This window comes from Methylocystis sp. B8 (assembly GCF_005771425.1).
Lineage (GTDB): Bacteria > Pseudomonadota > Alphaproteobacteria > Rhizobiales > Beijerinckiaceae > Methylocystis.
In genome coordinates this window covers 44,225-68,268 of sequence record NZ_VBTZ01000008.1, presented here as the reverse complement: position 1 = coordinate 68,268, position 24,044 = coordinate 44,225, and the positions used below count along the sequence as shown (strand labels likewise).

Annotated in this window: 15 protein-coding genes and 2 pseudogenes; 12 read left to right on the top strand and 5 right to left on the bottom strand. The window is 58.2% G+C overall.

The annotated features are described in order from the left end of the window. Nucleotides 1–548: 548 nt before the first annotated feature. Nucleotides 549–1,895 (top strand): Na+/H+ antiporter NhaA, encoded by a 1,347-nt coding sequence (gene nhaA, locus FEV16_RS13165; RefSeq protein ID WP_138168096.1) that lies wholly within the window; start codon nt 549–551, stop codon nt 1,893–1,895. Nucleotides 1,896–1,998: 103 nt separating this feature from the next. Here nhaA and FEV16_RS13160 read toward each other — a convergent pair. After that, a pseudogene (locus FEV16_RS13160) lies at nt 1,999–2,825 on the bottom strand (transglutaminase family protein). A gap of 513 nt (nt 2,826–3,338) precedes the next feature. On the opposite strand from FEV16_RS13160, the gene FEV16_RS13155 reads away from it, so the two are divergent. Next, nucleotides 3,339–4,361 carry a PHB depolymerase family esterase gene (locus tag FEV16_RS13155; protein WP_171015231.1) on the top strand — a complete coding sequence of 341 codons (1,023 nt, stop codon included), beginning with the start codon at nt 3,339–3,341 and terminating at the stop codon, nt 4,359–4,361. A 329-nt stretch (nt 4,362–4,690) separates the two neighbouring features. Here the strand turns inward: FEV16_RS13155 and FEV16_RS13150 are convergent, their stop codons facing one another. The 4 genes from FEV16_RS13150 to FEV16_RS13135 form a co-directional block, all read right to left on the bottom strand. Beyond that, complete coding sequence (locus tag FEV16_RS13150; protein WP_138168094.1) at nt 4,691–4,990, bottom strand: hypothetical protein; 300 nt, start codon at nt 4,988–4,990, stop codon at nt 4,691–4,693. Nucleotides 4,991–5,088: 98 nt separating this feature from the next. Beyond that, the gene (locus tag FEV16_RS13145; protein ID WP_171015230.1) at nt 5,089–6,897 is read right to left on the bottom strand and encodes an HWE histidine kinase domain-containing protein; all 1,809 of its coding nucleotides are present in this window, start codon (nt 6,895–6,897) and stop codon (nt 5,089–5,091) included. Continuing rightward, a complete protein-coding gene (locus FEV16_RS13140; protein WP_210234888.1) occupies nt 6,881–10,471 on the bottom strand; it encodes a chemotaxis protein CheB in 3,591 nt (1,196 codons plus the stop codon). The genes FEV16_RS13145 and FEV16_RS13140 overlap by 17 nt, the downstream gene beginning before the upstream one ends. Before the next feature lie 1,060 nt (nt 10,472–11,531). Continuing rightward, the gene (locus tag FEV16_RS13135; protein ID WP_138168091.1) at nt 11,532–11,915 is read right to left on the bottom strand and encodes a TIGR02300 family protein; all 384 of its coding nucleotides are present in this window, start codon (nt 11,913–11,915) and stop codon (nt 11,532–11,534) included. 691 nt (nt 11,916–12,606) lie between these two features. Here FEV16_RS13135 and FEV16_RS13130 point away from each other — a divergent pair. The 10 genes and pseudogenes from FEV16_RS13130 to FEV16_RS13070 form a co-directional block, all read left to right on the top strand. After that, nucleotides 12,607–12,930, top strand: a pseudogene (locus tag FEV16_RS13130) (PA2169 family four-helix-bundle protein); the annotation flags it as partial. A 291-nt stretch (nt 12,931–13,221) separates the two neighbouring features. Next, a complete protein-coding gene (locus tag FEV16_RS13125) occupies nt 13,222–14,100 on the top strand; it encodes a transglutaminase family protein (RefSeq protein ID WP_138168090.1) in 879 nt (292 codons plus the stop codon). Nucleotides 14,101–14,659: 559 nt separating this feature from the next. Further along, nucleotides 14,660–15,010, top strand: a complete 351-nt coding sequence (locus tag FEV16_RS13115) for a hypothetical protein (RefSeq protein ID WP_138168089.1) — start codon at nt 14,660–14,662, stop codon at nt 15,008–15,010. Between the two features lie 137 nt (nt 15,011–15,147). Continuing rightward, entirely contained in the window at nt 15,148–15,414 is a 267-nt protein-coding gene (locus tag FEV16_RS13110; RefSeq protein ID WP_138168088.1) for a hypothetical protein, read from the top strand. A gap of 1,434 nt (nt 15,415–16,848) precedes the next feature. Continuing rightward, nucleotides 16,849–17,502 carry a cytochrome c3 family protein gene (locus FEV16_RS13095; protein WP_138168087.1) on the top strand — a complete coding sequence of 218 codons (654 nt, stop codon included), beginning with the start codon at nt 16,849–16,851 and terminating at the stop codon, nt 17,500–17,502. Beyond that, entirely contained in the window at nt 17,490–20,366 is a 2,877-nt protein-coding gene (locus FEV16_RS13090; RefSeq protein ID WP_138168086.1) for a TAT-variant-translocated molybdopterin oxidoreductase, read from the top strand. The genes FEV16_RS13095 and FEV16_RS13090 overlap by 13 nt, the downstream gene beginning before the upstream one ends. Further along, entirely contained in the window at nt 20,363–21,766 is a 1,404-nt protein-coding gene (nrfD, locus tag FEV16_RS13085) for an NrfD/PsrC family molybdoenzyme membrane anchor subunit (RefSeq protein WP_138168085.1), read from the top strand. The genes FEV16_RS13090 and nrfD overlap by 4 nt, the downstream gene beginning before the upstream one ends. Next, the gene (locus FEV16_RS13080; RefSeq protein ID WP_138168084.1) at nt 21,763–22,296 is read left to right on the top strand and encodes a DUF3341 domain-containing protein; all 534 of its coding nucleotides are present in this window, start codon (nt 21,763–21,765) and stop codon (nt 22,294–22,296) included. Before nrfD ends, FEV16_RS13080 begins: the two co-directional genes overlap by 4 nt. Beyond that, on the top strand, nt 22,293–22,778 hold the full coding sequence (locus FEV16_RS13075) for a cytochrome c (RefSeq protein WP_246657322.1): 486 nt from the start codon (nt 22,293–22,295) through the stop codon (nt 22,776–22,778). The genes FEV16_RS13080 and FEV16_RS13075 overlap by 4 nt, the downstream gene beginning before the upstream one ends. Further along, on the top strand, nt 22,775–23,812 hold the full coding sequence (locus FEV16_RS13070; protein WP_138168083.1) for a hypothetical protein: 1,038 nt from the start codon (nt 22,775–22,777) through the stop codon (nt 23,810–23,812). Before FEV16_RS13075 ends, FEV16_RS13070 begins: the two co-directional genes overlap by 4 nt. Nucleotides 23,813–24,044: the final 232 nt, after the last annotated feature.

Here is a 24,044-nt window from a genome sequence, read left to right as displayed (position 1 = left end):
AACACTGCCGCGTTCTGCGCCGCAGCTCGGCTGCTGTGCTAGTCTTTCCCGAGGATCGGAAGGGGTATAATGAATTATAGAACTAAGATGGGAATTGCCCTGGGGATTGCGGTTTCCGCCGGCCTCACATCATTTTTGCTCGCCGTGCTTGTTGGCGCTAGCGGGATTTCTCATCATTTGGGGTAAAGAACCCAAGCGTACGGAGCAATTTGTCGGGGGTTTGCCCTTTGGCGATTACCTTCTCAAGGCAATGGCTCGGTTAGACTCGATTATATCGTCCCGGGAAGATTGAGCAGGGACCGGCGCGTTGTCGGAACGGGTCAACCGGCGGGCCGCGGCAGCGGTCGCGCCCTAATCGTAGCTGAGATGGTGCACGCCGCCCAACGCGGCAAACGCAATAAGGCAATTTGCTTCGTCTAGGATAACCAAGGGTTCCGCGCGCGCGGGAGACGGATACGAAAACGCGAGCTCCGTTTCTTCTGGGGAAGCGCAAAGATGGCGTAACTCCGGGCGATGCCCATTTAAGGCGGTACTGAAAGTCTCACGGAATGGGCGATAGCCGCACGCGTCTTCCCGAGGTGCCAGCAGACTGGTTTACGCAGCCGTTGATGCGGTTCCTGCGTATTGAGTCTATGGCCGGGGCTGTACTGTTGCTAAGCACGCTTGTTGCTTTGGCGCTCGCCAATGCGGCGTGGTCCATGCAATTTATGGCGATGTGGAATATCAACGCTGGGTTCAGGCTGGGAGACATCGAGTTCTCTCGTTCGTTGAAGAGTTGGATCAACGACGGGCTGATGACGCTCTTTTTTTTCGTCCTTGCACTTGAGCTGAAACGTGAACTGATCCTGGGAGAGCTGCGCGACCCACGAATGGCGGCGTTTCCTCTCGCGGCGGCTGTTGGCGGCATGGTGGCGCCTGTTGGCCTTTATCTGCTGCTGATCCGCGGTGGGCCTGGTGCGGGCGGGTGGGGTGCGGTTATCTCCACAGACACGGCTTTTGCTATGGGGTGCCTTGCAGCGCTCGGTTCTCGCATTTCGCAAAGCTTGCGGCTCTTTTTGCTTTCTGTGGCAATTTTTGACGATATCGGAGCCGTACTCGTGGTGGCAATCGGCTATGGGGGAGCCTTGAACTGGATCGCGATCGGCTTCGCTGGATTCGGACTCGCCGTCGTGGCTGGGATTGCGCGTCTTGGCATACGCAGCGTTCTCATATATTTCGCGGTAGGTGCCGGCATCTGGTTGGCGCTCGATGCGTCGGGCATCCACGCGACACTCACTGGCATCGTCCTCGGATTGATGACGCCCGCACGGAGCTGGGTGAGCGATCGGCGCCTTCACGCGATTCTCGACCGTGTGATCGCCTATCCTCCGCGCGAAGACTGGAGCGATGACGGTGCGGCGCGGCGCGACCTCCGTCAGGCTGGGGTTGCCGCCCGCGAGGCCGTGTCACCGATCGAGCGCCTTGAGTTCGCCCTTCATCCCTGGGTCGCATTCATGATCTTGCCGCTCTTCGCCCTGGCAAATGCGGGTGTGTCCTTGGCGTCGGTCAGCTTCGACCAAACTCTTGCAATCACGGTTTTTGCCGCCTTTGTCGTAGGCAAGCCTATCGGGATTGTGCTTTTCAGCTTTCTGTCCGTGACGCTGCGCCTTGCGACCCGTCCTCCCCAGCTCTCATGGGGTCTGCTGGCCTCTGGCAGCCTTTTGACTGGCATCGGCTTCACCATGGCAATCTTCATTGCTGAACTGGCTTTCGAGCCCCACTTTGTCGACTCGGTTAAGATTGGCGTTTTTAGCGCCTCGCTCACCTCGGCCGCGGCCGGATTTCTCACGCTCGCTTGGCTGACCTCTTCACGCGAGCAACAGCTCGAGAATACTGGTCCTTCGAGCCTTGAGTGATCGCCCTCTTATGTGATGAACGCACAACGGGTTTGGAAGCGGCTCGGTTTCTTTAGCTCAGGCGGAAATAAAGTTCTGCTGAAGTTCATAAAGACTTTCCGCGTCACGGCATCGCAGGCGTCGACGCAGTGATCTCTTTCGAAATTACCCTGAAGCTCGCGAGCGTGCACGGGCCAAAGGACGTTACCATCGCGACGTCGGTAGCATCGCGTCCCCGCGCGATCAGAATACGCCCGATCCGCGGCTTGTTGTGGCGGGCGTCCAATGTGTGCCAACGGCCGCCGAGATACACTTCGAACCAGGCGCTGAAATCCATCGCGGCTTCGTCGGCCGGCACACCGATATCCCCGAGATAGCCGGTGCAGTAACGCGCGGGAATATTCATACAGCGGCACAACGCGACTGCCAGATGGGCGAAGTCTCGGCACACGCCACGTTGTTCTGTGTTGGCGTCATATGCTGTTCTTGTTGCGCTCGCATGCTGGTAATCGAACCGGATGCGATCATGGACATAGTCGCAGATCGCCTGCACCAACGGCCAACCCTTCGAAACATGGCCAAACAGCGACCATGCCAAATCGGACAAGCGATCGGTCTCGCAGTAACGGCTGCCGAGCAGATAAATCAGAACCTCCACCGGCAGGTCTTCGAGCGCATGCTGCTCGGCCTCCGCGGCGATTGGCTCAGGCTTGCCGTTGTCTTGCACAAGAAAGTCAGAGGACATTGTTAGCCGGCCCACAGGAGCGCGGATGACATGGCAAAAGTTGCCAAAACTATCGTAATAGGTGTTGGCGGTGACGTGCGGATCGAGGCGCATGCGATCCGCTCAGCACATCTGCGAAGCGTGACGGATGAACGCTGAGCGTCAGAATCATTGGCGTCGACTGCGGGGCAGTCATAGGAGATTTCATAGCCGGCGCGAATCTTCATCGAAAGCCTCTTCTGTCCCAAGCGAAGCCGTCGCAATCGTCGTTGGGCATTAGCCGCGATTGTGTCATCGCCATCGAGCCAGAGATTGTGATTGAGGGATCGGCTAAAACTCAAAGCGTTGGTCAATGTTCCGACCCTGCGGGGCGCAAGCGGCGCGCGTTAGATCAGGGTGTCTTTCGGTAATAGTAGAACGTTGAGCGCTTGGCTCGCCAAAGTTGGAACGATCCTGGACATGCCAACCCGCTCGGCAGAGCTTCAGAGGTTGCGCAGCGCTATCGGCGGCGCCTGCGTCTCCCTCTCCCAGTTGAGGGCGCAGAGCGTACCTTCTGGGCCTGCTCCAACAAATCGGAGTTGGCGAACATTCACTGTAGATCTCATCAATCGAAGCGAGGAGCGTCGCTTCCTGATCAGACGCGATCCATCGGCTCTCACACAAAGGAACAAGTCTTCGCCGGAGCAGTTGAGCGTTGGGGAGCAATCGCTGCTGTCCAAGCAACGCTGGGTCGGATGGGAATGACGGAATTTGACGAGAACTGTCGGAAGAGGCCGCTGCAAAATATCTCGGCTCTGGCCACTCCTAATCAGGATGCCCAGCGGTCGTTTTCTTCTATATCCACCCCCGCAAACGGTGCCTACCCAACACGAACATTTCATGGCGAGCACGGAGCACGAGAATACTCACTTTACCTTCCAAACCATATCCGGGCCAACGCAGCGCTGATAGTGATGCTGCACGGCTGCGGCCAAACCTCCCACGATTTCTCCGGCGGCACTAACATGAACCTTCTCGCGGAGAGACACGGGTTCGTCGTCGCCTATCCTTGTCAGGCTCTGGACGCCAATCGAATGCGGTGCTGGAACTGGTATAAGCCGGGGCATCAGCGTCGGGACTCTGGCGAACCATCGATTATCGCCGGCATTACGCGTCAAGTGATTCAAGACTTCGAAATCGATCACGACCACGTTTACATCGCGGGATTGTCTGCCGGGGGCGCGATGGCCGCCGTTCTAACCGCCACATATCCCGAATTGTACGCCGCGGCAGGCATTCATTCCGGGCTCCCCTATGGTTGTGCGGTGGACCTGGAGTCGGCGCTGAGGGCGATGCGAGGAGATGTAATCACGAAACACTTCTGCCGATCAGTCTTTGCGGAACCGGTGCGCACGATAGTGTTTCACGGAACGGATGACTGCCAAGTCCATCCATGCAACTCGAACACAATTTTTGCTCAGGCCTGCAGTATTGATTCGACCTCTAGCGCAAGATTTGTCGGCGAGGGGCGGGGGCGAAGATATTTTCGCACGTCCATTTTTGACGGCAGCTGTGCGCCCCACGCTGAACATTGGTTAGTGGAAGGTCTTGGCCATGCCTGGTCAGGCGGTTGCGCGGCGGCTTCGCACACGGATTCAAATGGTCCGGACGCATCAGCAGAAATGATCCGCTTCTTTTTAGAAGGCCGGTTTGATCCGATATTTGTTCCAGTTCGTGACGATCTCGAATGGTTTCAGCATCAATGTCAGACGTCGACCGTTTAGACTGCAGCTTTCAGACGGGCGTCCAAAAACGTCAGTTTACCCAGCGCGTCGTTTTAGGCTCGAATATGATCCCCCAGCGATAACTGCCAGCCGTCTAAAACCACCGTCCCCTGCCGTACCAACCTCCGCCAAGCAGGAGAACAACGATAACAATTAGGAGGAGCGTTTGGGTATCCATGATTTCCATTCCTATCAGTGCAACGGCTGCGGCTTTAGCGTGTCCACAGTATCCGGGACCTCGCCCAGATTGAGCACCTCATATGGAGAGGACCGGACAAAAAAGAAGTCGGAGAATATTTAAGTAGGAGGAAAGCGAACGATCACGGCAGTCACAAATCTTTGTGGCTGTGCAGAAAACGGGCGATTTGTTCTTTCAGGTCCGTTGTGGGGAGCGGCGCGCCGATAGAAACCGCGCCCGAGAAAAGTTCCCGCTGAATCTCCGTGGGTAGTTTGTTCCAGCGGCTGATGACCGCCGCTCCCAAGCACTGCAAAATAAGTGCTTCTTCATCCTTTGCCAGATCAGCCCGCTTTTCCTGATCTGCATCGGTTCGACCACCCTCGTTCTCCCATCTGGATAGGGCGCGAACCAGCGGGTTATCCGTAATCGAAGTTTTTAGATCGTCGGCCATCTCGCAACACCTATCCACGCAACTCCATCCATTCCGACCCCTTCACCACCTTGCGCACACTGAGACCCTGCGGCGCGCACGCATCAAAGCTTTGAATATCAGGGGATCGATAGCTCCGCTGTCTTCGAACGAACTCCCCCCTCGAGCACGTTTTCGGCGGGAGCCGATAGTCGCCACCAAAGTCCACTTGGAGGATATTTCATCTCGACCGTCCCTCTGACAGAAGATGACGCCATCCGCTCAATGACTGTATGTCCGAAACCCTTGTGAGTCGGCGGACCAGTTTTCGGTCCCCCTCTTTCTCTCCATTCAACTAGGAACGTAGGTTGGTCCGAGCGAGCAATGCGCCACGTTATGCGCACGAGTCCTCGAGCGTTAGATAGCGCCCCATATTTGACGGCATTGGTCGCGAGTTCATGTAGAGCCATGCCAACGCCTTGAGCCGCCGCGGGCGTTAGACGGACGCTCAGCCCCTCCATTTGGACCCGGCTTTGGGCGATTGAATCACCCAGATGCGCGAGCTGCGCCTTGGCGAGCTCCCTCATATCAATCCCGCGCCAGTCGTTCTTGACCAAGAGATCCTGACTTGCCGCCAACGAGTCGATCCGCTGCGACAATCGTTCAACGAACGTTGCAGGATCGCCGCCGCGAGCTGTCAGACGCGCAATCGCCTGCACAACGTTGAGCAGATTCTTTGATCGATGATTGACTTCGCTCATAAGTAATCGAATTTGCTCCTCCGTGCGCTTTCTTTCGGTTATGTCGAGGCCGGTCACAAAGGCGGACACGGGTGAGCCGTCGTGGGCAGTCTCGATAGACCATATGCTTTCGATCCAGCGTTCCATCCCGTCGTCGCCTAGCACTCGGCACTCGATCTTTCCGCTCGGCTTGCCGCGCAATAGTTCCATGACCGCGGCCCTCGTTTTCGTCCGGTCATTGGAAACGACATGTCGGCGTAGAATGGATGCAGCGACAGAGAGGTCGACCTCTTGCCCTGGGGATGGCGTTGGAAGGGCGTATCCCATGACCGTAGCGAAATTTTCCCCTGATCGGATGCAGCGGCGCGAGAAATCCGCGTCGATATAGGTTAGATGCGCGGCGTCCGCGGCGAGACGCAGGCGATGTTCCGCGGCACGCAACCTTTGAACCGATTCGACGCGATCGATGAGGTCCGCCGCCTGGCGCGCGAGGATATCAAACTGACGTAAATCGATTTCGGTCGGTGCATGCGGCGCGCGCCAATGTGTAGAAATAATCCCCAGCAGACGCCCGGCGCGGGAAAACAGCGGCGTGGACTGAACCGCCCGAATGCCCACCCGGCGCTGGTCGTCCAGCGCGCGGGCGCTGATGTCGATACCAGAGACTTCAATATCCGGCACAATCACGCGACGGCCGTCGCGCCAAGCGGCGCCGCAAGCGGTCTCCGCATCGCGTCCTACGAATTCGAAGATTTTGCCGAACGCGGGGTCGAATCCGTGGTACGCCAGCAGGCGAAGCACGTCCTTGCTCTCGTCGACCGTCTGCATACTCGCGTAGTCCGAACGCAATATGGCCGCTGCTGCATCGACGATCTGTTGATAGAGCGCGCCCGTGTCGCCGCCCTGGACTAGAGATGCACTTGCCGTTTGAAGCTGTTGCGTAGCGGCCAATTCGCGAGCCAGGCTGTCTCTGCTTTCCGCAAGCGCCGTATTAAGGGCTTCGACGGCCTTACGAGACTGGACAGCGTCCTCCATAAGATTCAGCGCGGCGCGGCGCGATTCTCGGACTTCAGCGTTGATTTGCCGAAGTTCAGCCGCACGCTGAGCAAGTTCGGCGTCGCCGCTCGGCGCCCCCACGCCCTGGAAGGCCGAACGGCCCGCTAGCTGCTCAGGCTGTCTGATCGGGCCGCCATCATTCCTCGAGGTCATCCCCGCCCTGTCCAAATTCGAGGGGGTAGCGGGCTGGTTCGCCCTGTCTCTGACATAGTTCATTGACCTCCTTCTTCAATTCGATCATGCGCGTTTCGCGCCCCACCGCAACACGATTGAATCGGACGAGTTCCTCGGAGTATGAAAGCAGCACTTCATGGCTAGAACGCAACGCCTCCGCCGCCAGTTGGCGTTCAGTGATGTCGCGACAGACCGTCGCGACGCCAGTAACCTGGCCCTGAGTATTCCTAATAGGAGAGGCGGTCAGCGAAATAGCCACGAGTTCGCCGTTCTTGCGGCGGCGTACGGTCTCGCGGTCTTCGATCGACTCTCCCTGCCGGACGCGCTGAAGGAGATTTCTCTCTTCGTCGACGCCCTCAGGGGGAATGAACAGCGTGGCCGATTGACCGAGCGCTTCCTGCGCCGTGAAGCCAAAAAGCCTTTCGGCGCCCTGATTCCAGCTGGTGATGGCGCCGTCCAGATCCTCGCCGACAATCGCATCTGCCGAAAACTTAACGATGGAGGCGAGTTCTTGCGTCACTGTCTGTAAGCGCATGAGCTCGGTAACGTCACGCATGCCCAAAAGAATAAGCTTAGGGTTGTCGGCGTTTTGCCGAATGGCCCGCGCATTAAGCAAGAGCACTCGCGAACCCAATCGTTTCGATTTGTAGACGACCTCGAAGTCGTTGAAGGCCTTCTGGCGGGTTATGACATTTTCTAAACGCTCGCGCAGATCGGGGTTCGCCCATGCGCCGTCATCGATCTCAAAGATCGACCGACCTGCCATTTCCGCGGGCGAAAGCCGGAAGGTCCCATAGAAGGCGCCATTCGCCGAGTGGATGCGCAGATTTCCCTGTAGAAGCACGAGTGGATCGGGGACGGTTTCGATAACGGACTCGGCGAGCTCGCGCGCTTCATCGATGCTCCGTTGCGTTTGCTTGAGCGCGTCGATGTCCACCAACACCAACACCGCCCCGTCCACCTTGCTGTCGAGCGTAAGGTATGGTCGGACGCGAAGTGAAAACCAGCGGCCCGAGTTGTCACAAACCTCGCGCTCCTGCTCGCGCACACTGGCTATGACCTCGCGGACAATAGCCGCCAAATCATTGATGTCGAGATTGTGACGCACGCCGTCGAGCGAACGTCCGACATCCTCAGTCACGAGGTTGAAGGACCTTTGGGCCTTGGCGCTAAAACGGCGAATTCTCAGATCCCGCGCCACAAGCACGACGGCGAGATCGGTCGCGCTTTGAAAGTTGACGAGGTCGTTGTTAAGACGGCTGAGTTCGACGTTGCGGCTGGCCATTTCGTCATTGATCGTGGTCAGCTCTTCATTCGCCGACTCCAATTCCTCCTTGGACGTTTCAAGTTCTTCATTGACGCTCTGAAGCTCCTCATTGGCCGACTGGGTCTCTTCGTTGGACGCTTGCAGCTCTTCGTTGGCGGCTTCGTTCTGCTCTTGGATGGATTGAAGATATTCGCGCGTCTCGGCGAGCTCCCGTTCCAAATTGACGAGGCGTCTGGTTTCTTCCTTCTTGTTAGCGCTGACAGAACGCTTCGCTCCGGCGAGCGGCCTCGGAGCGGCATCGCCGGTTTGCTTTTTTGCCTCCTCAAACAAGATTAGGAAATGGCTCTCGCGCAAATTCCTGAGCGGGATAACCTCGACATTAACTTCACGCTTCTCGCCATTCCCTTCGAGCGGTATGTTATCCCTGCGTGCGACGCTGTTCTCTTTCTTTGCCTTGACGATCGCGGCGCGCAACGGCAGCATCAAGCCGTCGCGGGCCATTTTCACCACATCGAAGCTCGCCTTGCCGGTCGGCGGCTCAAGATATGGGCCGGTCGACCCGCGGAATTGAATGATTTGAAGATCAGAGTTCACGAGCACGCCAGGAGGCGCATATCGATTGAGCGTGACGCGATCGGCTTCCCGCAAAGAGCCGAGTTCAGCGCGAAAGCCATCTGGCTCTTCCTGCGCTTCACGAGTCGAACGAGGCGCGCCAATCCACGAGCGTGGAGGATGTGACCTGTAGTCGTCGCGATCTTTCTTCGCCGCGACATGGGCTCTCGAATTCGGCGAACCCTTCCTGGAATAGATCTTGTGTTTCTTGTCTAGCGGATCAAACAAGTCCGTAAAGCCGCTTATCGATTCCGACGCGCCAAGGAACAGAAAGCCTTCAGGTTTCAGCGCATAGTGGAATGTGGGAAGCAGCTTGTGCTGCAAACTTGGCTCAAGATAGATCAACAAATTACGGCAGCTTACCAAGTCCATGCGCGAAAACGGCGGGTCGCTGATAAGATTTTGTCTCGCGAAGACGACCATTTCGCGCAAGGGCTTGCGGACCCGGTAACCGCCTTCTTCCTCGACAAAAAACCGATGCAGTCGTTCGGGTGAAACGTCCTGCGCAAGAGTCTTGGCGTAAAGACCTTGGCGCGCCTTTTCGAGCAGCGCGTCATTGAGATCGGTAGCAAATATCTGCAGCTTATACGCGTGAGGCGATTTCTCCGCCTCTTCAACGAAGGCCATGGCGATAGAATAGGCCTCCTGGCCCGTCGAGCACCCAAGCACCCAAACCCGGAATGGTTCCCGTACGGTCTTCTCAAGAAATTTTGGAAAGACCTGACGCTTAAGGATCTCAAACGCTTCCGGATCGCGGAAAAAAGTCGTCACGCTTATGAGTGCGTCAGAATATAACGCGTCGAGCTCCCTGGCGTTTCCGCGTAGGAAAGCTTCGTAATCTGCGAGCGAGCGCTTCCTGTTCAATACCAAGCGTCGCGTAATGCGGCGCCTGATGGTGGCTGATTTGTAGAGTGAGAAGTCCACGCCACAATGGTTGCGAAGCAGAAGAAGGATTTTCTTGAAACCGTTCTCATCCGCCTTGCCGTGCTTGGCTCCCTTTTCGGCGCTCCGCGGTTTGACGCTCATGGCCCGCGCTCCATGCCCCCCCGAGGGGAGAGGCGTTTCATCGTCCTCATGTTCAGTGGTGAAAGCCCCATCAGCTTCCGGCTGATCGAGGCGTCGTTCCGTGACAGAGGGATGATGGGCAATACGCGCCAGTTCCTTGCCTATAGTCTCCGGCTTGAGAATGAAATCCACGCAACCGGCGGCTATCGCGCTGCGCGGCATGGAGTCATATCGGGCTGAATCATCCTGCGCGAAGGTAATCCCGCCTTCGGCTTTGATCGCCTCGAGCCCCAGAGTGCCGTCGCTTGCCGTGCCGGATAAGATGATGCCGATCGCGCGTTCCCGCAGATCCTGCGCCAGCGACCTAAAAAAGAAATCAATCGAATGTTGGGCGCCGACTGTTGCACGGCGCGGCCGAAGGTTCAAAACCCCGTCTGCGATCACCATGTTGGCGTTGGGAGGAATGACGTAAACGCAATCAGGAGCTACACGCAAACCGTTCGTGACTTCCGTGACTGGCATAGAGGTCGCGCGCCCTAAAAGATTTGTGAGCGCACTTTCGTGATGGGGATCGAGATGCTGTACCAGCACGAAAGCCATGCCGGCATCCGTCGGCAAATATTTGAGCAATTGAGTGAACGCCTCCAGTCCACCGGCCGAGGCGCCCACGCCAACGACGAGGCGTGGCGCCGTGGGATCGGCGTCAAGGGTCTTTAGCGCGCGGCTCCGGGGTCTTGCGCGTGTCTTTCGGCTTGACTTCTCAGGGAGGCTGGTGGCTTGAACCCTGTTGGTTTTTCTTGCTGCCACCGCAAAAGGCCCCTTACTTACCTTCGGAAGGATCTCTGGGCGTTGCAGCAGCGTCGCTGCAGAGCTGGTAACGAGAGGTAGGGCCGAAAAGGAAAAGGCAACGAAATCCAGCACACAAGGGTGTTCCTTGCCTGAATCCTTCACGCCCCATCATTTTGGCCGACCCGGCAACTCTGCAAGCTGCTGCCCAGCTCACGAATCTGATCTAAAGTCCCCGGCGACGTGTAGGGGTATGGTGGTGAATTATAGCCGCTCGGCGCTAGACTAGCACGCTCCGCTGCAGCGCCCAAGCGTAGCGAAACAAATGGACTCAGAGTATTATCGCGCTGCCCTATGCAGACGCCGTTTCCACCTCTCTCCAGGCTTCAGTTCTGTTTTGAGAACCAATCGGTTCTGAATTGACCTGGGCTGCGGACGGCCCGCCCGCGCAATTTGCTGTTCTAAATCGATACGCGTCGCCAACGGCTCCACAAGCGGAGGCGCGAGCTCGCTTCTCGGCTTACGGTTCGGTCTTTGGCTCGGAGTTTTTGAAGAAGGTGCCGCTTCCTTGACCTTTCGACTGCAATGACGTGTTCATCATCGGCATCTCTTAATCGGACTGTGATTTCATCCGCGTCGATGAGACTGGGCAGCACTCGGTCCGTAGGAGCCTGAGGCGAACGCGCTTCAACGTTGGGCGACTCCGCCCCGTCGAAGCGAAATAATGTGTCGGCTGCGCGCATCGCTGCTGCGCGCCCACCGTCATTTTGGCTTCGATCTTCGGAGAACTTTGCCGCGTCCAAGAAACACGTTAATTCCTGGTCGGCGCCGCTGCTTCCACCGGGTGGGCGAGACATGGAAGATCTGGATGAGCGGTTTTTGAATTCAGTGTTAAATGGAAGGACAGAACGACGCCTTATGAGTTTCTCGGTACTGGTGAACATCATGTAAGTTCGGTGAACTCATCCGCATCGCTGGGTAGGATACGATTGTTCTCCTCTTCGTCGACCGGAACGACGCCGTCGTTTTCCTCTTCATCTGTCGCAACGACATCTTCCTCTGTTTCGTCTGTCGCAACGACATCTTCCTCGGTCTGCTCGCTCGCCAGAGGGTCGAGATCGACTACGTCGGCGGCGGCGGCTGCCGCGTCTGGCTTCTTGAAAGTCTTCCATCCACCCGCGGCCCCTCTGGGAGGCGAACGTGGCAGCTCGATAACGACGAAGATCGCCTGGCATTTTGGGCAGGCCGGAGGCGCCCGATTGAGATCAAAAAAGAGCGTCTCACATTGCAAGCACCGGCGCTTTGCGCCGAGTTCAGCTTTGACCATGAGTTCATCCTCTCAAAATTTGCGTTCTAAGCGACGCCGGGTTTCGGGTTTCACAGAAGCGCATTCATGTTTGGGCCGCCAAACACTGTGCGTGAACGTGGAGTTAGTTTTCCTCTGAAGGGTTTAGGCTTCCGGCAGCGCTCTGGAGAATTGTCGAGTTCGTTAGGCGACAGTGCCCAATTGAGCTCCGACAATCACACTGATAGCGCCAGTAATCGCGGCAGCGATGAGAAGGATTGCTAGGATCGGAGCGACTGTCGCAAGTTGAAAAAATCTGTGTTCCTCGGGCGAAGGCCCTACCGTGTCGATCTGCATGATCATTCCCTTAAAGCGATTTTGTCGCGCTCGCAAAATGCAGCGCAGTGTCGATCGACGTTCTGGGGAGCAATTCGCCTGCGCTGGTTTTGGCGCTCTCGGCATAGTCGTTCGGCGAAAATCGATAGAAATAACATAAGTAATGCGCCCCCTTAATACAAGGGCGGAGCCGTGCTGGAATGAGGCAATGCGAACCAGATCGGAACATCTCGCCGTCCGACACGTTGATCAGTTACAGCAAAAATAGAGACTCAGAGAAAACGGTGAGTTCGCACGCATTGACTACGCTCATGAACTTGGCTGAGGTGAGCCGCGAGGCGAGAAGGGTTTTGTCGCTACGGCCGAGGGCGTCCAAGACGAAAGTTTAAAAAACACATTTCAACGGGCCGCTGCGCGTTGCGCTATGGGGGCGCGTGAACTGGACAACGAAATCGTTAAGCTTGGGGGCATTCCAAGCGAATCAGGGACCCGTTCCGGCGCAATTCATCGGGCGTGGACGAACATGAAGGCGGCCGTTACGGGTGGAGACGAAGCGGCCATCCTACCGGAATGCGAGCGAGGCGAAGATGTCGCTAAAGCGGCATATGAAAAAGCCTTGGGCGAGGATTTGCCGCCTGACGTCGCGACTATTGTTAGGAGGCAGTACGAGGGTGTGCGAGAAAATCACGATCTTATCAGGAATCTTCGCGACGCAGCGTGACTTCACGCGCGCAGCACTCTCGATCGAGAGTTTGTTTTTGGGCGGTCGTCGGCAGCGGCGACTTCAGCACAACGCAACCTCTCGATCGCTGTGCTCGCGAAGGCGATCGTAGATTTTGTGTGCCCCTAGTTTAGGGTGTTTGAGTTCGTCTCGATGGTGTCGTGTGACTTTCGGTTAATTAATTCGGCAATTCGTGTCTAGAGGGTCTGCAATCGCCCGGGCGGACGCTCCACCATATCCAGATCGGCATCGCGCAGGTGGCCTTTGCGCTGCGCCTTATCGGAAAAAGCAATGGTCACTTTGAGAATCCGCCATCGGACGACTTATTGCTATGGCAAACCTGTGGGACCGCGCCCGCATCGCCTTATGCTTCGGCCGCGGGAAAGCCCCGAGCTTCGTCTGCGCTCTATGGAGCTGACCGTGGAGCCGCACGCGGTCGTGACCTGGGCGCAGGATGTTGCAGGGAACATGGTGGCGACCGCGACATTCCAGACCATGACCGACAGCCTGATCATCGACAGCGTCGCCGAACTCGAACTTGATGCTGCCGCATACCCGGTCTTCGACATCGCCTCCTCTGTGATCTTCTATCCCTTTCGATACAGCGACGATGAATGGACGGACCTCGGAGCTCTCAGAACTCCGCAATACCTCGATTCGAGGGGGCAATTGCGGGAATGGGTCCGAGGTTTTGTCCGCATTAACCCGACCGACACGCTTTCACTTCTGAAAGATGTCAATGCCGGCATCCTGGCCTGGGTTTCCTATCAAGCGCGCGACGAGGAGGGGACGCAATCGCCTGCATACACATTGGAGCGCGGACGCGGCTCCTGCCGCGACATGGCAGTGCTCTTCGTCGAAGCGGTCCGCACGTTGGGATTCGGGGCGAGGATCGTGTCGGGCTATCTTCACGAACCAGCCGGAGACACAGCTGGATCGGAAGGAGCAGGAACAATGCATGCTTGGGCGGAAGTCTATCTGTCAGGCGCGGGCTGGATAACGTTCGATCCAACAAACCGCAGCGTTGGCGGCGCTAATCTAATTCCCGTAGCAGTCGGACGCGACATTCTACAGGTCACGCCCGTAACGGGAAGCTTCGTGGGGACGAGTGATGCCTTCGAAGGGATGTCGGTAGAGGTTCGGGTCAGCTCGATGTCGCCGCCATCATGAGCGAACTCTACCTTTACGGCGGGGGCAGGCATTCACTCGGGCCTTGCCTATGGAGTCGCCAGCGACACAGCCTCCGCTTTTATCGCCATGAATGGCAAAATCTCATCATGCCCCGAGCGTCGCGCCAGGGATCGCGCGCGGACCATCATTTTTCACGGCGTTTCGGACACGAAGGTGCATCCGACGAATGCAGAACACATTCTTGCGGAAGCGTAGTGTGGACTGTCTGGAAGCTATCAGGAAACGATCGGGCACGGGAAGGCGAACGGCCTTGCATACAGTCGTACAGTCGTCGCCGACGGAAGCGGCGTGCCGCAATTGGAATATGCTATTTCATGGTGCCGACGTTCGCGATGTTTCGTGAAGAAGCTTGACCGTCAGACGACAAGGCGACGTTTCCTCAGGCTGAGATTGAAACGCGGCTGCTAGAGACTTACGTAAATAGGCAAGTTTTGCATGAACGCATATCATTCTCCGCTCGACTTCCTCTCCAGAGCTTTAAATCCGAGGACCGGGCTTCAGGCTTCAGCAGACTGGTTAAGGGTCAGAGCTAACGCCAATGCATGACATAGCGGAGCAGATCAGAGGCAAAATTCTTGAGTGGCAGAAACGGAATGCCGCCAGCGTTTCGGAGCAGGCCAAACAGATCGTTTTGGCCGCGGTGAGCGCAATTTCTTACGATCCACATCCCGACTGGCGCTTGCCGGACGACATGATGCCGTGGCCGTCCATGGATCAAGGTTTACTTGAGATTCAGCAGGATGCTATTAACAAACTTCCTAAAATACTTGATGAGTTAGCCGAACGATCGCCGAACGGAAAAAATATTGACGCTTTTACCGTGCTCCATGCTGCGTCAACTATCCTCGACAGAATATGCCCCTTCGACAAGGCCGCTCGAAACCGCTGAAAAACGTCGCAACTCGGGAGTGCGCGATTGCGGAACTTTGCGGCTCCAAGCGCGCGAAGCCGAAGCGAAGCGCCGACGGTGAATAACGAAGCGGCAAGACTTCGCATTAAGGTTGGATAAACTTAGGAATGCTCCACATGTCGAATGACAACGAAGGGGGAGTACCCGCGCGCCGCCACGCGCATCGCATCATTCCCAGCCCTTCGCATAAGTTCCCGATCGGCGTTCGCGTGATCCAAAAGTTCGGAGCGCCTAAAGGCACGGATTCGTTTCACGTCACTCACCATCTTCCCGATTCCGGCGCCGGGTTGCAGTATCGGATGAAGAGAGATCGCGATGGGCAGGAAAGGGTCTCCATCGAATCCTCTCTCGAACTCGTCTCGCTGGACCATGATTTAACATAATAGCTACGGGAGGCTGACTTGGACGTGAAGGACTACCGAGCCGAAGCGGCCCTCTTCTTTTGCAACGCAAAAAGCGCGAATTGCAAAGCGCTTAGTTTCCAGCGTTTCGATTACGCGTCAGAGGCTATCCGCTATGCGGTTGAGGAACTTACACCGAAGATATTGGCCAGTTGTTCCCTCGAAGTGAATGACCAACGCTTTTTCGGTCCTGAGATTCGCGCCGCCTTTACGATAGTCCTGACTACCCATTACGTCGCCAGGCGGCAAAGTTGCGTCGCGCGTAAAATCCCATTGCCTTGCGCAGGAGAGTGCGGCGGGCGCCGGCACTCTGGCGATCGCGTGACGTCGGTCAAGCCGCACGGCGTATGCGACGCGCACCTCTCGCGTTGTGCAGCACTCGACGAGCCGAGGATTGGAGGCTTCACCCAGGCGACACGACGTCTATCCTCGCACTGCGCCCAGCGCCGATAAAGGTGAATTCTCTTGGCTATCCTGGCACGCTGGGGCCGGTCTGTGCGCAACCGGCCTGAGCGTGCCCTTGTTCGACGTTAAGGCTTTTATGCATTCGCGCTTGAGGCGCTCTACGGCAGGATTTGGGCACTGTATATATATAGCTGGACTGCCTCCCGCCGCAGTCTGAATAGCCGCCTTCGACACAGTGCGAGGTGTCAAGCTAATGACTGGATGCGGTAGCGGATATTTGGGCGTTGTGGGGAAAGACGGTAGCGCTCCTCCGCTACCAATAAAGCAAATCAAAGAGTTCGATAATTTCTTGACCCGCTACAGTCTTTAGTGTTGCCGTCACTGTTGTGGCCCGTTGTCCAACGGGTCTCGATCATTGTGGTAGACCCTGCGCGCAGCGCATGTCCGCTTTGGGCGTGAGGTAAACCTTCCATATTACCCTTAGCAGCCGATTATTACGCCAAACTGGTCGCCACCACCCAGTCGATCTGCAGGTTTTCCTGTGCTCGGGATCGCGCCAGGCGCGAGATTGGTGGAGCGGCGACTAAGGAGGCGCCGGCACGAGCTTTGCGCCTATGGCGAGCTCCGGAGCCACCGCTTCGCGAGGGAGCAGTTGATGCGGCACCTTGCGCTCGGCTCCGCGGTGGTCGTCGTCAGTCGCCACCCGGGCGTCAAAGGCGCCGGTCGCTACTAAGCAGAGCTGATCTTACGCAGGTTAAAACGCGTCGCATCTCAACCGACCAAATCCGCTCAGCTGCGCTCATGCTCGACTTCGACCGTAGTGCAAATGGTTCGGGCGGTGTCGATGATTTCAAACGACCTCCCGCTGCTGCGGCGCGGCTCGCTGTTCCATAGACGCTCCCATGCGAGCGCGTCGAGACGCTTGCCCGCAGGCGCGTGCTGAACCAACTGTGAGCTAGGTCTAGCCGCGCCGCCGAAGGATCAGGCCGGCCGGCGGAAGCGGAGCGGTTCATGGGTTCAGTTTTTCGACCCGCCGCGAATTTCTGGGCTTCGCTCGCGCTCCTTCTCCTGGCGGTGGCGTTTGTAGCGTCTTCGCTAATCGTTTGGCTTTGGCCCCACAGCGATTATGCGCGGCGCGCGAATTGGGCTCCCTCACAGCCAGTTCCTTTTAGCCACCGGCATCACGTGACCGGATTAGGAATCGACTGTCGATATTGTCACACCGCCGTCGAAGTTTCGTCCAACGCGGGCATGCCGCCGACCTACACCTGCATGACCTGCCACTCGCAGATCTGGACGAAGGCCGCCGTGCTTGAGCCGGTACGCAACAGTCTGAAGAACGATCAGCCTCTTGTCTGGCGGCGCGTCACCGACGTTCCAGATTTCGTCTACTTCAATCACAGCATCCACATCGCGAAAGGCGTTGGCTGTTCGAGCTGTCACGGCGACGTCGCCAATATGGCGCTGACCTACAAGGCGAAGTCGCTCACGATGCAATTTTGTCTCGACTGTCACCGCGATCCTGGTCCGCGCCTTCGTCCAAAAAACAAGATCTTCGATACGAGCTGGACGCGCGACGAAACAACTCCCGCGCCGGAACTCTTGCTCGCTGAATACGGCGTCCCACAGAGAAATCTAACGGACTGTTCGATATGCCACCGGTGAAACCGCAATGGCGAAGCCTGGAGGAACTAGCGCAAGATGCGCAGTTCCTTTCGCGCGTCGAACAAGAGTTTCCGGGCCTTGTCGCATCCATTTCTGCGCCGCGCGACCGTCGGCAAGCGCTGGCGCTCATGGCCGCCTCGCTGGCGCTCGCCGGCGTGGGACTTGGCGGATGTAATGGCGCGCCGGAAGGGCGTCTCATCCCGGCCGTCCGATCGCCGCCAGGCATAGTTCCAGGAACGCCCGACTACTACAGCAGCGCGCATGTTGAAGGCGGCTACGCCGCTGGAACCGTCATCAAACATTTTATGGGCCGGCCGATTAAGGTCGAAGGCAATCCCTTTCATCCGGCAAGTCTTGGCGCGACGAGCCCCATGGCGCAGGCCGAACTATTGAATTTCTACGACCCCCGCCGCTCTTGGGGCGTGACCCGCGCCAACCTGCCGCAGAGCCGTTCGGCGCTGGAACAGGCGCTCGCCGAGCAGCGCGCCAGATTGGCGACGACCGGCGGCGCCGGCTTCGTCATTCTTACGGGGGCGTCGACCTCCCCGACGCTCGCCGCGCAGCTTGACGCGCTGCGTAAATCCTATCCGCAGATTCGCTGGCTGCATTGGGAGCCGATCGGACGCGAGAATGTCGAAAAGGGCTTTGCGCTCGCCTATGGCGCGCGTCTTGAACTTAAACTCCAAATTCAGAACGCTGACGTCATTCTCGCCATCGACAGCGATCTTTTAAGCGCCGCGCCAGGTCATCTGAATTTTGCGCGCGAATTCGCGTCCAGACGCAATCCGACCCGCGCGAAAATGAATCGCCTTTACGCCATCGAAGCGACGCCGTCGCTCATTGCCGCCGTCGCAGACGAGCGCTTCATCGCGGGACCACAAGACTCGCACCGCGTCCTGCGCGCTCTCGCCGGCGCGCTGCTCGACGCGGAGCCTGTTGAAGGTCCGCCGTGGCTCGACAGGATCGTGTCCGATCTCAAGGCGAATCGCGGGCGCGCTTTCATTCATTTGGGTCCCGATCATCCGCCGGAAGCGCATGCGCTCGTATGCGCGATGAATGAGGCGCTCGGCGGGCGCGGCACCGTCTACACGCTTCTTGAGGCTGCGACGCACGCCTCCTCCGATGACTCGCTTTCCCTCTCGGCGCTCATCCCCGACATGCGCGCAGATCGAATAAGCTCGCTGCTCATCATAGACAGCAATCCTGTCTATGCCGCGCCAGGCGCGCTCGACTTCGCGGAAGCGTTGCGACAAGTGGACTTCAGTCTCTGTCTGAGCGCGACGCCAAATGAAACAACAGACGCATCGCTCTGGGCGGTCCCGATGGCCCATCCATGGGAGGGCTGGAGCGACGCGCGCGCCTTCGATGGAACGGCGACCGTGATGCAGCCGCAAGCCCTGCCTTTATATCAGGGGCTTGAGCCGCATGACTTATTGGGCCTGCTGCTACGGCCCGATCCGCCGAAATCTCTCGATCTCATACGGGAGACATGGAGAGTGCCGCTTGGCGCGAAGGATGCCTGGATAGACGCGCTTGCCAACGGCGTCGTTCCAGACAGCATTGGCCCCGTAAGCAATCGACCGCTGTCGAATGCAGTTGCGCGCATCCGACCGCCAGAGCCGCCGTCAGCAACGCCCGTCTTGTTGTTTCGGCCGGACCCCTATCTTCTCGACGGTCGTTATGCCGACAATCCCTGGCTCCAGGAATTGCCGCGTCCGCTGACGAAAATCAGCTGGGGCAATCCTCTCCAGATCTCGCCCAAGCGCGCTCGCGAGATGTTGCTTCACGATGGCGACGTCGTTCGCATCGCGGTCGACGGCGCACATACGAAGGCGCCGATCATCATCGCTCCGGGTCAATCGGACGACTGCATCGTCGCGCTTCTTGGATTTGGCAGAAGCCACGCGGGTCCGGTGGGGCAAAATATAGGCGTCGATTTTTTCAAGCTTATGGGGCGCTCTTGCTGCGCGCCCGACGTTCAAAAAACCAACGCCAGAGAAGAGCTGGCGAGTACGCAGCATCACGCCAATATGTTCGATGAGCAAGGCGTATATGCGCGCAGCGGCGCGTTGGCGCAATTCCTTGCCGATCCAAATTTCGCCCGACGAAACGAAGAACCGCAGCCATCCTTCTACGAATGGAAGCCCCAAGGTCCGGCGGCTTGGGGCATGAGCATTGATCTCAATGCTTGCATCGGCTGCAAGGCCTGCGTCGTGGCCTGCCAAGCCGAAAACAACATTCCCGTCGTCGGCAAGGAAGAGATATTGCGCGAGCGCGAAATGTACTGGCTGCGCATTGATCGCTATTACGATGGGCCGCCCGAGTCGCCGAAAGTCAGCTTTCAGCCCGTACTCTGCATGCATTGCGAGGAGGCGCCTTGCGAACCGGTCTGTCCGGTTGGTGCGACGCTGCACGACGCTGAAGGCCTCAACGTCATGGTGTACAATCGCTGCGTCGGCACGCGCTTTTGTTCGAATAATTGCCCCTACAAGGTTCGGCGCTTCAATTATTTCGACTTCGCGGGCGAGGAGCGCCGCGCAATCGAGTCGCGAAATCCAGACGTCACGGTGCGCGCGCGCGGCGTCATGGAGAAATGCACCTTCTGTCTGCAACGCATCGCGGCGGCGCGCATCGTCGCCGACCGCGAGGGCGAGAAAGCGTCCGCAGTCACGACCGCCTGCGAAGCCGCCTGTCCGACACGCGCGTTCACTTTCGGCGACCTGGCGGAGAAGGGGAGCGAGGTCGCCGCGCGCCGCGCTGGCCCGCTGTCCTATGCGCTGCTCGCTGACCAGAACACCAAGCCGCGAGTGACCTATGAAGCGCGCGTTCTAAATGTCGATGAGCCGAAAGAGACGAAGAAATGACGTTGCTGCAGGCCCAGTTGGCGCGTGACATCTCCGCGGAGGGCAGACCCCCGCATGAGAACGACCCGATTGTGGCGCCAGAGCAGACCCTATCGTCCATGACATCGCAAATATGCGCGCCGCCGCTGGAGCGAACATGGCCCTTATGGTGGAAGCTTAGTCTCGCTGCGGCGCTGGTTTTCGTCTTCATCCTTGTCGTCGCCATCGGCTGGCTGTTTTACGCGGGCGTCGGCATTTGGGGCATCGATTGGCCGGTGGTCTGGGGCTTCGCAATCCTAAATTACGTTTGGTGGATTGCCATCGCTTCCGGCGGAACCTTTATTTCGGCTCTGTTCTATCTCGCCGAAGTCGAGTGGCGCAGCGCCCTCAATAGACTCGCCGAGACGATCACCATCTTCGCCGCCGCCTGCGCGGCGATTTATCCGATATTGCACCTCGGCCGGCCCTGGCTCTTTTACTGGCTTTTTCCCTATCCCAACGTCATGGGCGTCTGGCCGCAATTTAGAAGCCCCTTGCTGTGGGACTTTGTAGCGATCCTCACCTATGTCGTCTCATCAATTCTCTTCTGGTATTACGGCCTCGTTCCCGATCTTGCGACAATGCGCGACAAGGCCGGCGCGCAAGATAAGCGCCGCTTCTACGGCGTATTTGCCTTGGGGTTTCGCGGCTCGCAGAACGCTTGGCGTTACTATCGCATCGGCTACGGCCTCCTGGCAGCTGCGATGGCGCCGCTCGTGATTTCTGTGCACAGCATCGTCGGCCTCGATTTCGCCGGCGCGGCCACGGTTGGGTGGCATTCGACGGAGTTCCCTCCCTTCTTCGTTTTCGGCGCTCTATTGTCTGGTTTTGCAACCGTGATGTTGCTTGCTATCCCGGTGCGACGCCTTCTCCGGCTTGAGGATTTCATCACTGGCCGACATTTCGACATTCTCGGCAAGCTTCTCTTAACGAGCAGCCTCTGCGTGGGCTACGCTTATCTGATGGAGGCGTTCACGGTCTTCTACGGGCCGGACGCCGCCGAGAAGCGCCTCTTCATCGATAAACTCACAGGCGAACTCGCGCCGGTCTACTGGGCGACAATTCTCTTCAATGTCGTCGCGCCGCAATCGATGTGGCGTCGGAGCGTTCGACTTAACGAGACTCTCGTCGTTCTCATCAGCCTTTTCGTGATCGTCGGAATGTGGTGCGAGCGCTATGTCATTGTCGTGATGAGCCTGCGTCGGACGCATCTGCCTTCCGCCTGGGGCGGATACACGCCGACGATCTGGGATTGGCTGACGCTTTTTGGGACCGTCGGTCTCTTCATCGCCGGCCTTCTTATCGCCATCCGTCTGTTACCGGTAATTTCAATGTTCGAGATGCGTGAAGTGATCCTGCGCAACGCGAGGCCGGAGAAATGAGCCGGTCCTTCGAAGCGCAGGCGGCGTCGAAGGGACTGACGGGGTCGTTCATATCGGAAGAAGCGTCGCTTGCGGCCTTGTCTAGTCTGAACGCGGCCGGCGTCGGCGAGGTAACGCTTTTTAGTCCTGTTCCGCCGAATGAAGCGCCAAAACCCTCGCGGCTTCCCGCCGTAGCGCTCGTCATGGGTCTACTCGGCGCCGCCGCCTTCTTCACTTTGCAAAGTTTCGCGAATGTTATTGCCTATCCGCTCGACATTGGCGGACGGCCGCCGTTCTCATGGCCCTCCTTCATACCCATCGCATTCGAGGCGGGCATTTTGTCCGTCGTGCTCACCGCCGTCATCGGAGCCGGCGCGCTCTGCGGCCTCCCCCGCTACTACGATCCCGTTGACGAGACCCCAATGATCCGAGACTCATCGATTGATCGCTGGGTTGTCGTTGTTCGCGCGAGGGATTGGGACGCATTGGCGCGGTCGCAAGCGATCCTGCAAGACTGTGGCGCTCGCGCAATCGAAGAGGCCGAGCTGTGACTCGCCTCGTCGCCGTCGTCGCCCTTTGCGCGCTCGGCGCTTGCAGCGACATGAGCGATCAACCCAAGCAGCGAACCTATTCGCCGCTTGTCGGGCCCGCGCAGACGCCCCCCGACGTCGTAAGCTTTCTTTATAGCGAACCGACCGCGCCGCCTTTAACGCTCGCGCTCATCGAACGCGGGCAGCAGCGCTTTCGAATTTTTTGCACGCCATGTCACTCTGAGCTCGGCAATGGCCAGGGCATGATCGTCCAGCGCGGGTTCCCCGAACCGCCCTCCTACTACGTCGAGCGATTGCTTAAAGCGCCGACGCTCTATTTCGTGGATGTGATCGCCAAGGGCCACGGGACGATGTACTCTTACGCGTCACGCGTGCCGCCGGCGGACCGGTGGGCGATCGCCGCCTACATCCGTGCGCTGCAGAAAAGCCAGAACGCGTCCGCCGAGGACCTTGCTGGCGCGAAAACGGAAGCCGCGCCATGAACCCCATTTTCGTGATCTTGGCGGGCGCGATTGGATATGGCGCAACCATACTCGGCTGGGTATTGGCTCCCAAGAGTTTTGCTTTCGCTTGGCTTGCCGCGTTGAGCGTGTGGGTCGCCTGGCCGCTTGGCGGCATGGCGCTTGTCCTCATTCACGCGCTGACGGGCGGACGCTGGGGGATAGCCATTCATGGCGTTCTCGCCGCCGGCGCACGCTCCGTGTTTCTCGTTCCGCTGTTCGTCATTCCTTATGCTCTGACGGCGACGCGCATCTATCCGTGGCTGCAAAGCGGCGTGACGCAGTTCGACAACGCCATTTATCTCAACGAATCCGCCTTTTTGTTGCGCGGCGTGATCTATCTGCTGATCTGGCTCATTCTCGGCGCGCTGGTCACGCGCGCAGAGCGAAGCGCCGAAGAGCTTGCGCGGCTTGCGCCCTACGCTCTCATTCTTCTTGCGCTGACGACGACTTTCGCCGCCATCGACGCCATCATGTCGCTCGATCCCACATTCGCGTCCAGCATATTCGGTCTCGTTTTCATAAGCGAGGTTGGCGCCATTTCTCTATCCGTTGCGGCGCTGGCGCTCGTCCTTTCGCCTGCGCCAGACCGCGAGGCCTTACGACAGATCGCCCGGCTGCTTCTCGCCTTCGTTATTCTTTGGAGCTATCTGGCCTTCATGCAGTTACTGATCGTCTGGCAGTCCGACCTTCCCCATGAGACAGCATGGTATCTGCCACGCTGGCGTCAGGGTTGGGATTTTATCGCTTGGCTCATCGCATTCACGCATTTCTTTGCGCCTTTTTTCACGCTGCTCTCATCCAGAGCGCAACATTCGCCTAAGGCCGTTGGATTTGCGGCGGCGTCGATCCTCGTCGGCGGAATTCTTCATCAGTTCTGGCTGGTCGCGCCGGCGGCCGGCGCTAGATCATGGGCGATCGCACTGCTTACGCTTTCGGCCTTGTTGGCGATGGCTTGCACAAACTTGCTCGCCGCACGCTGGACAAAACAGATTTGGAACTGGATTGAGGCGTGAGCGCAATGCACGAGAAAAATCTTGCGCCAGCTTCCCATGAACAGACCGACGTGGGCGGTCGCTTTATCGCGATCGGTTTTGCTTCGATGGTTCTCAGCGTCGTTGGCTTTGCCCTTCTCGCCTGGGCGCTCTTTCCCAGCGCGCTCAGCGATAGAACGATGAATCTGCCGCTGCCGCCCTATCCGGAGCCGCGACTCCAAATCGATCCAGCGGAGGATATGGCGGACTTCCG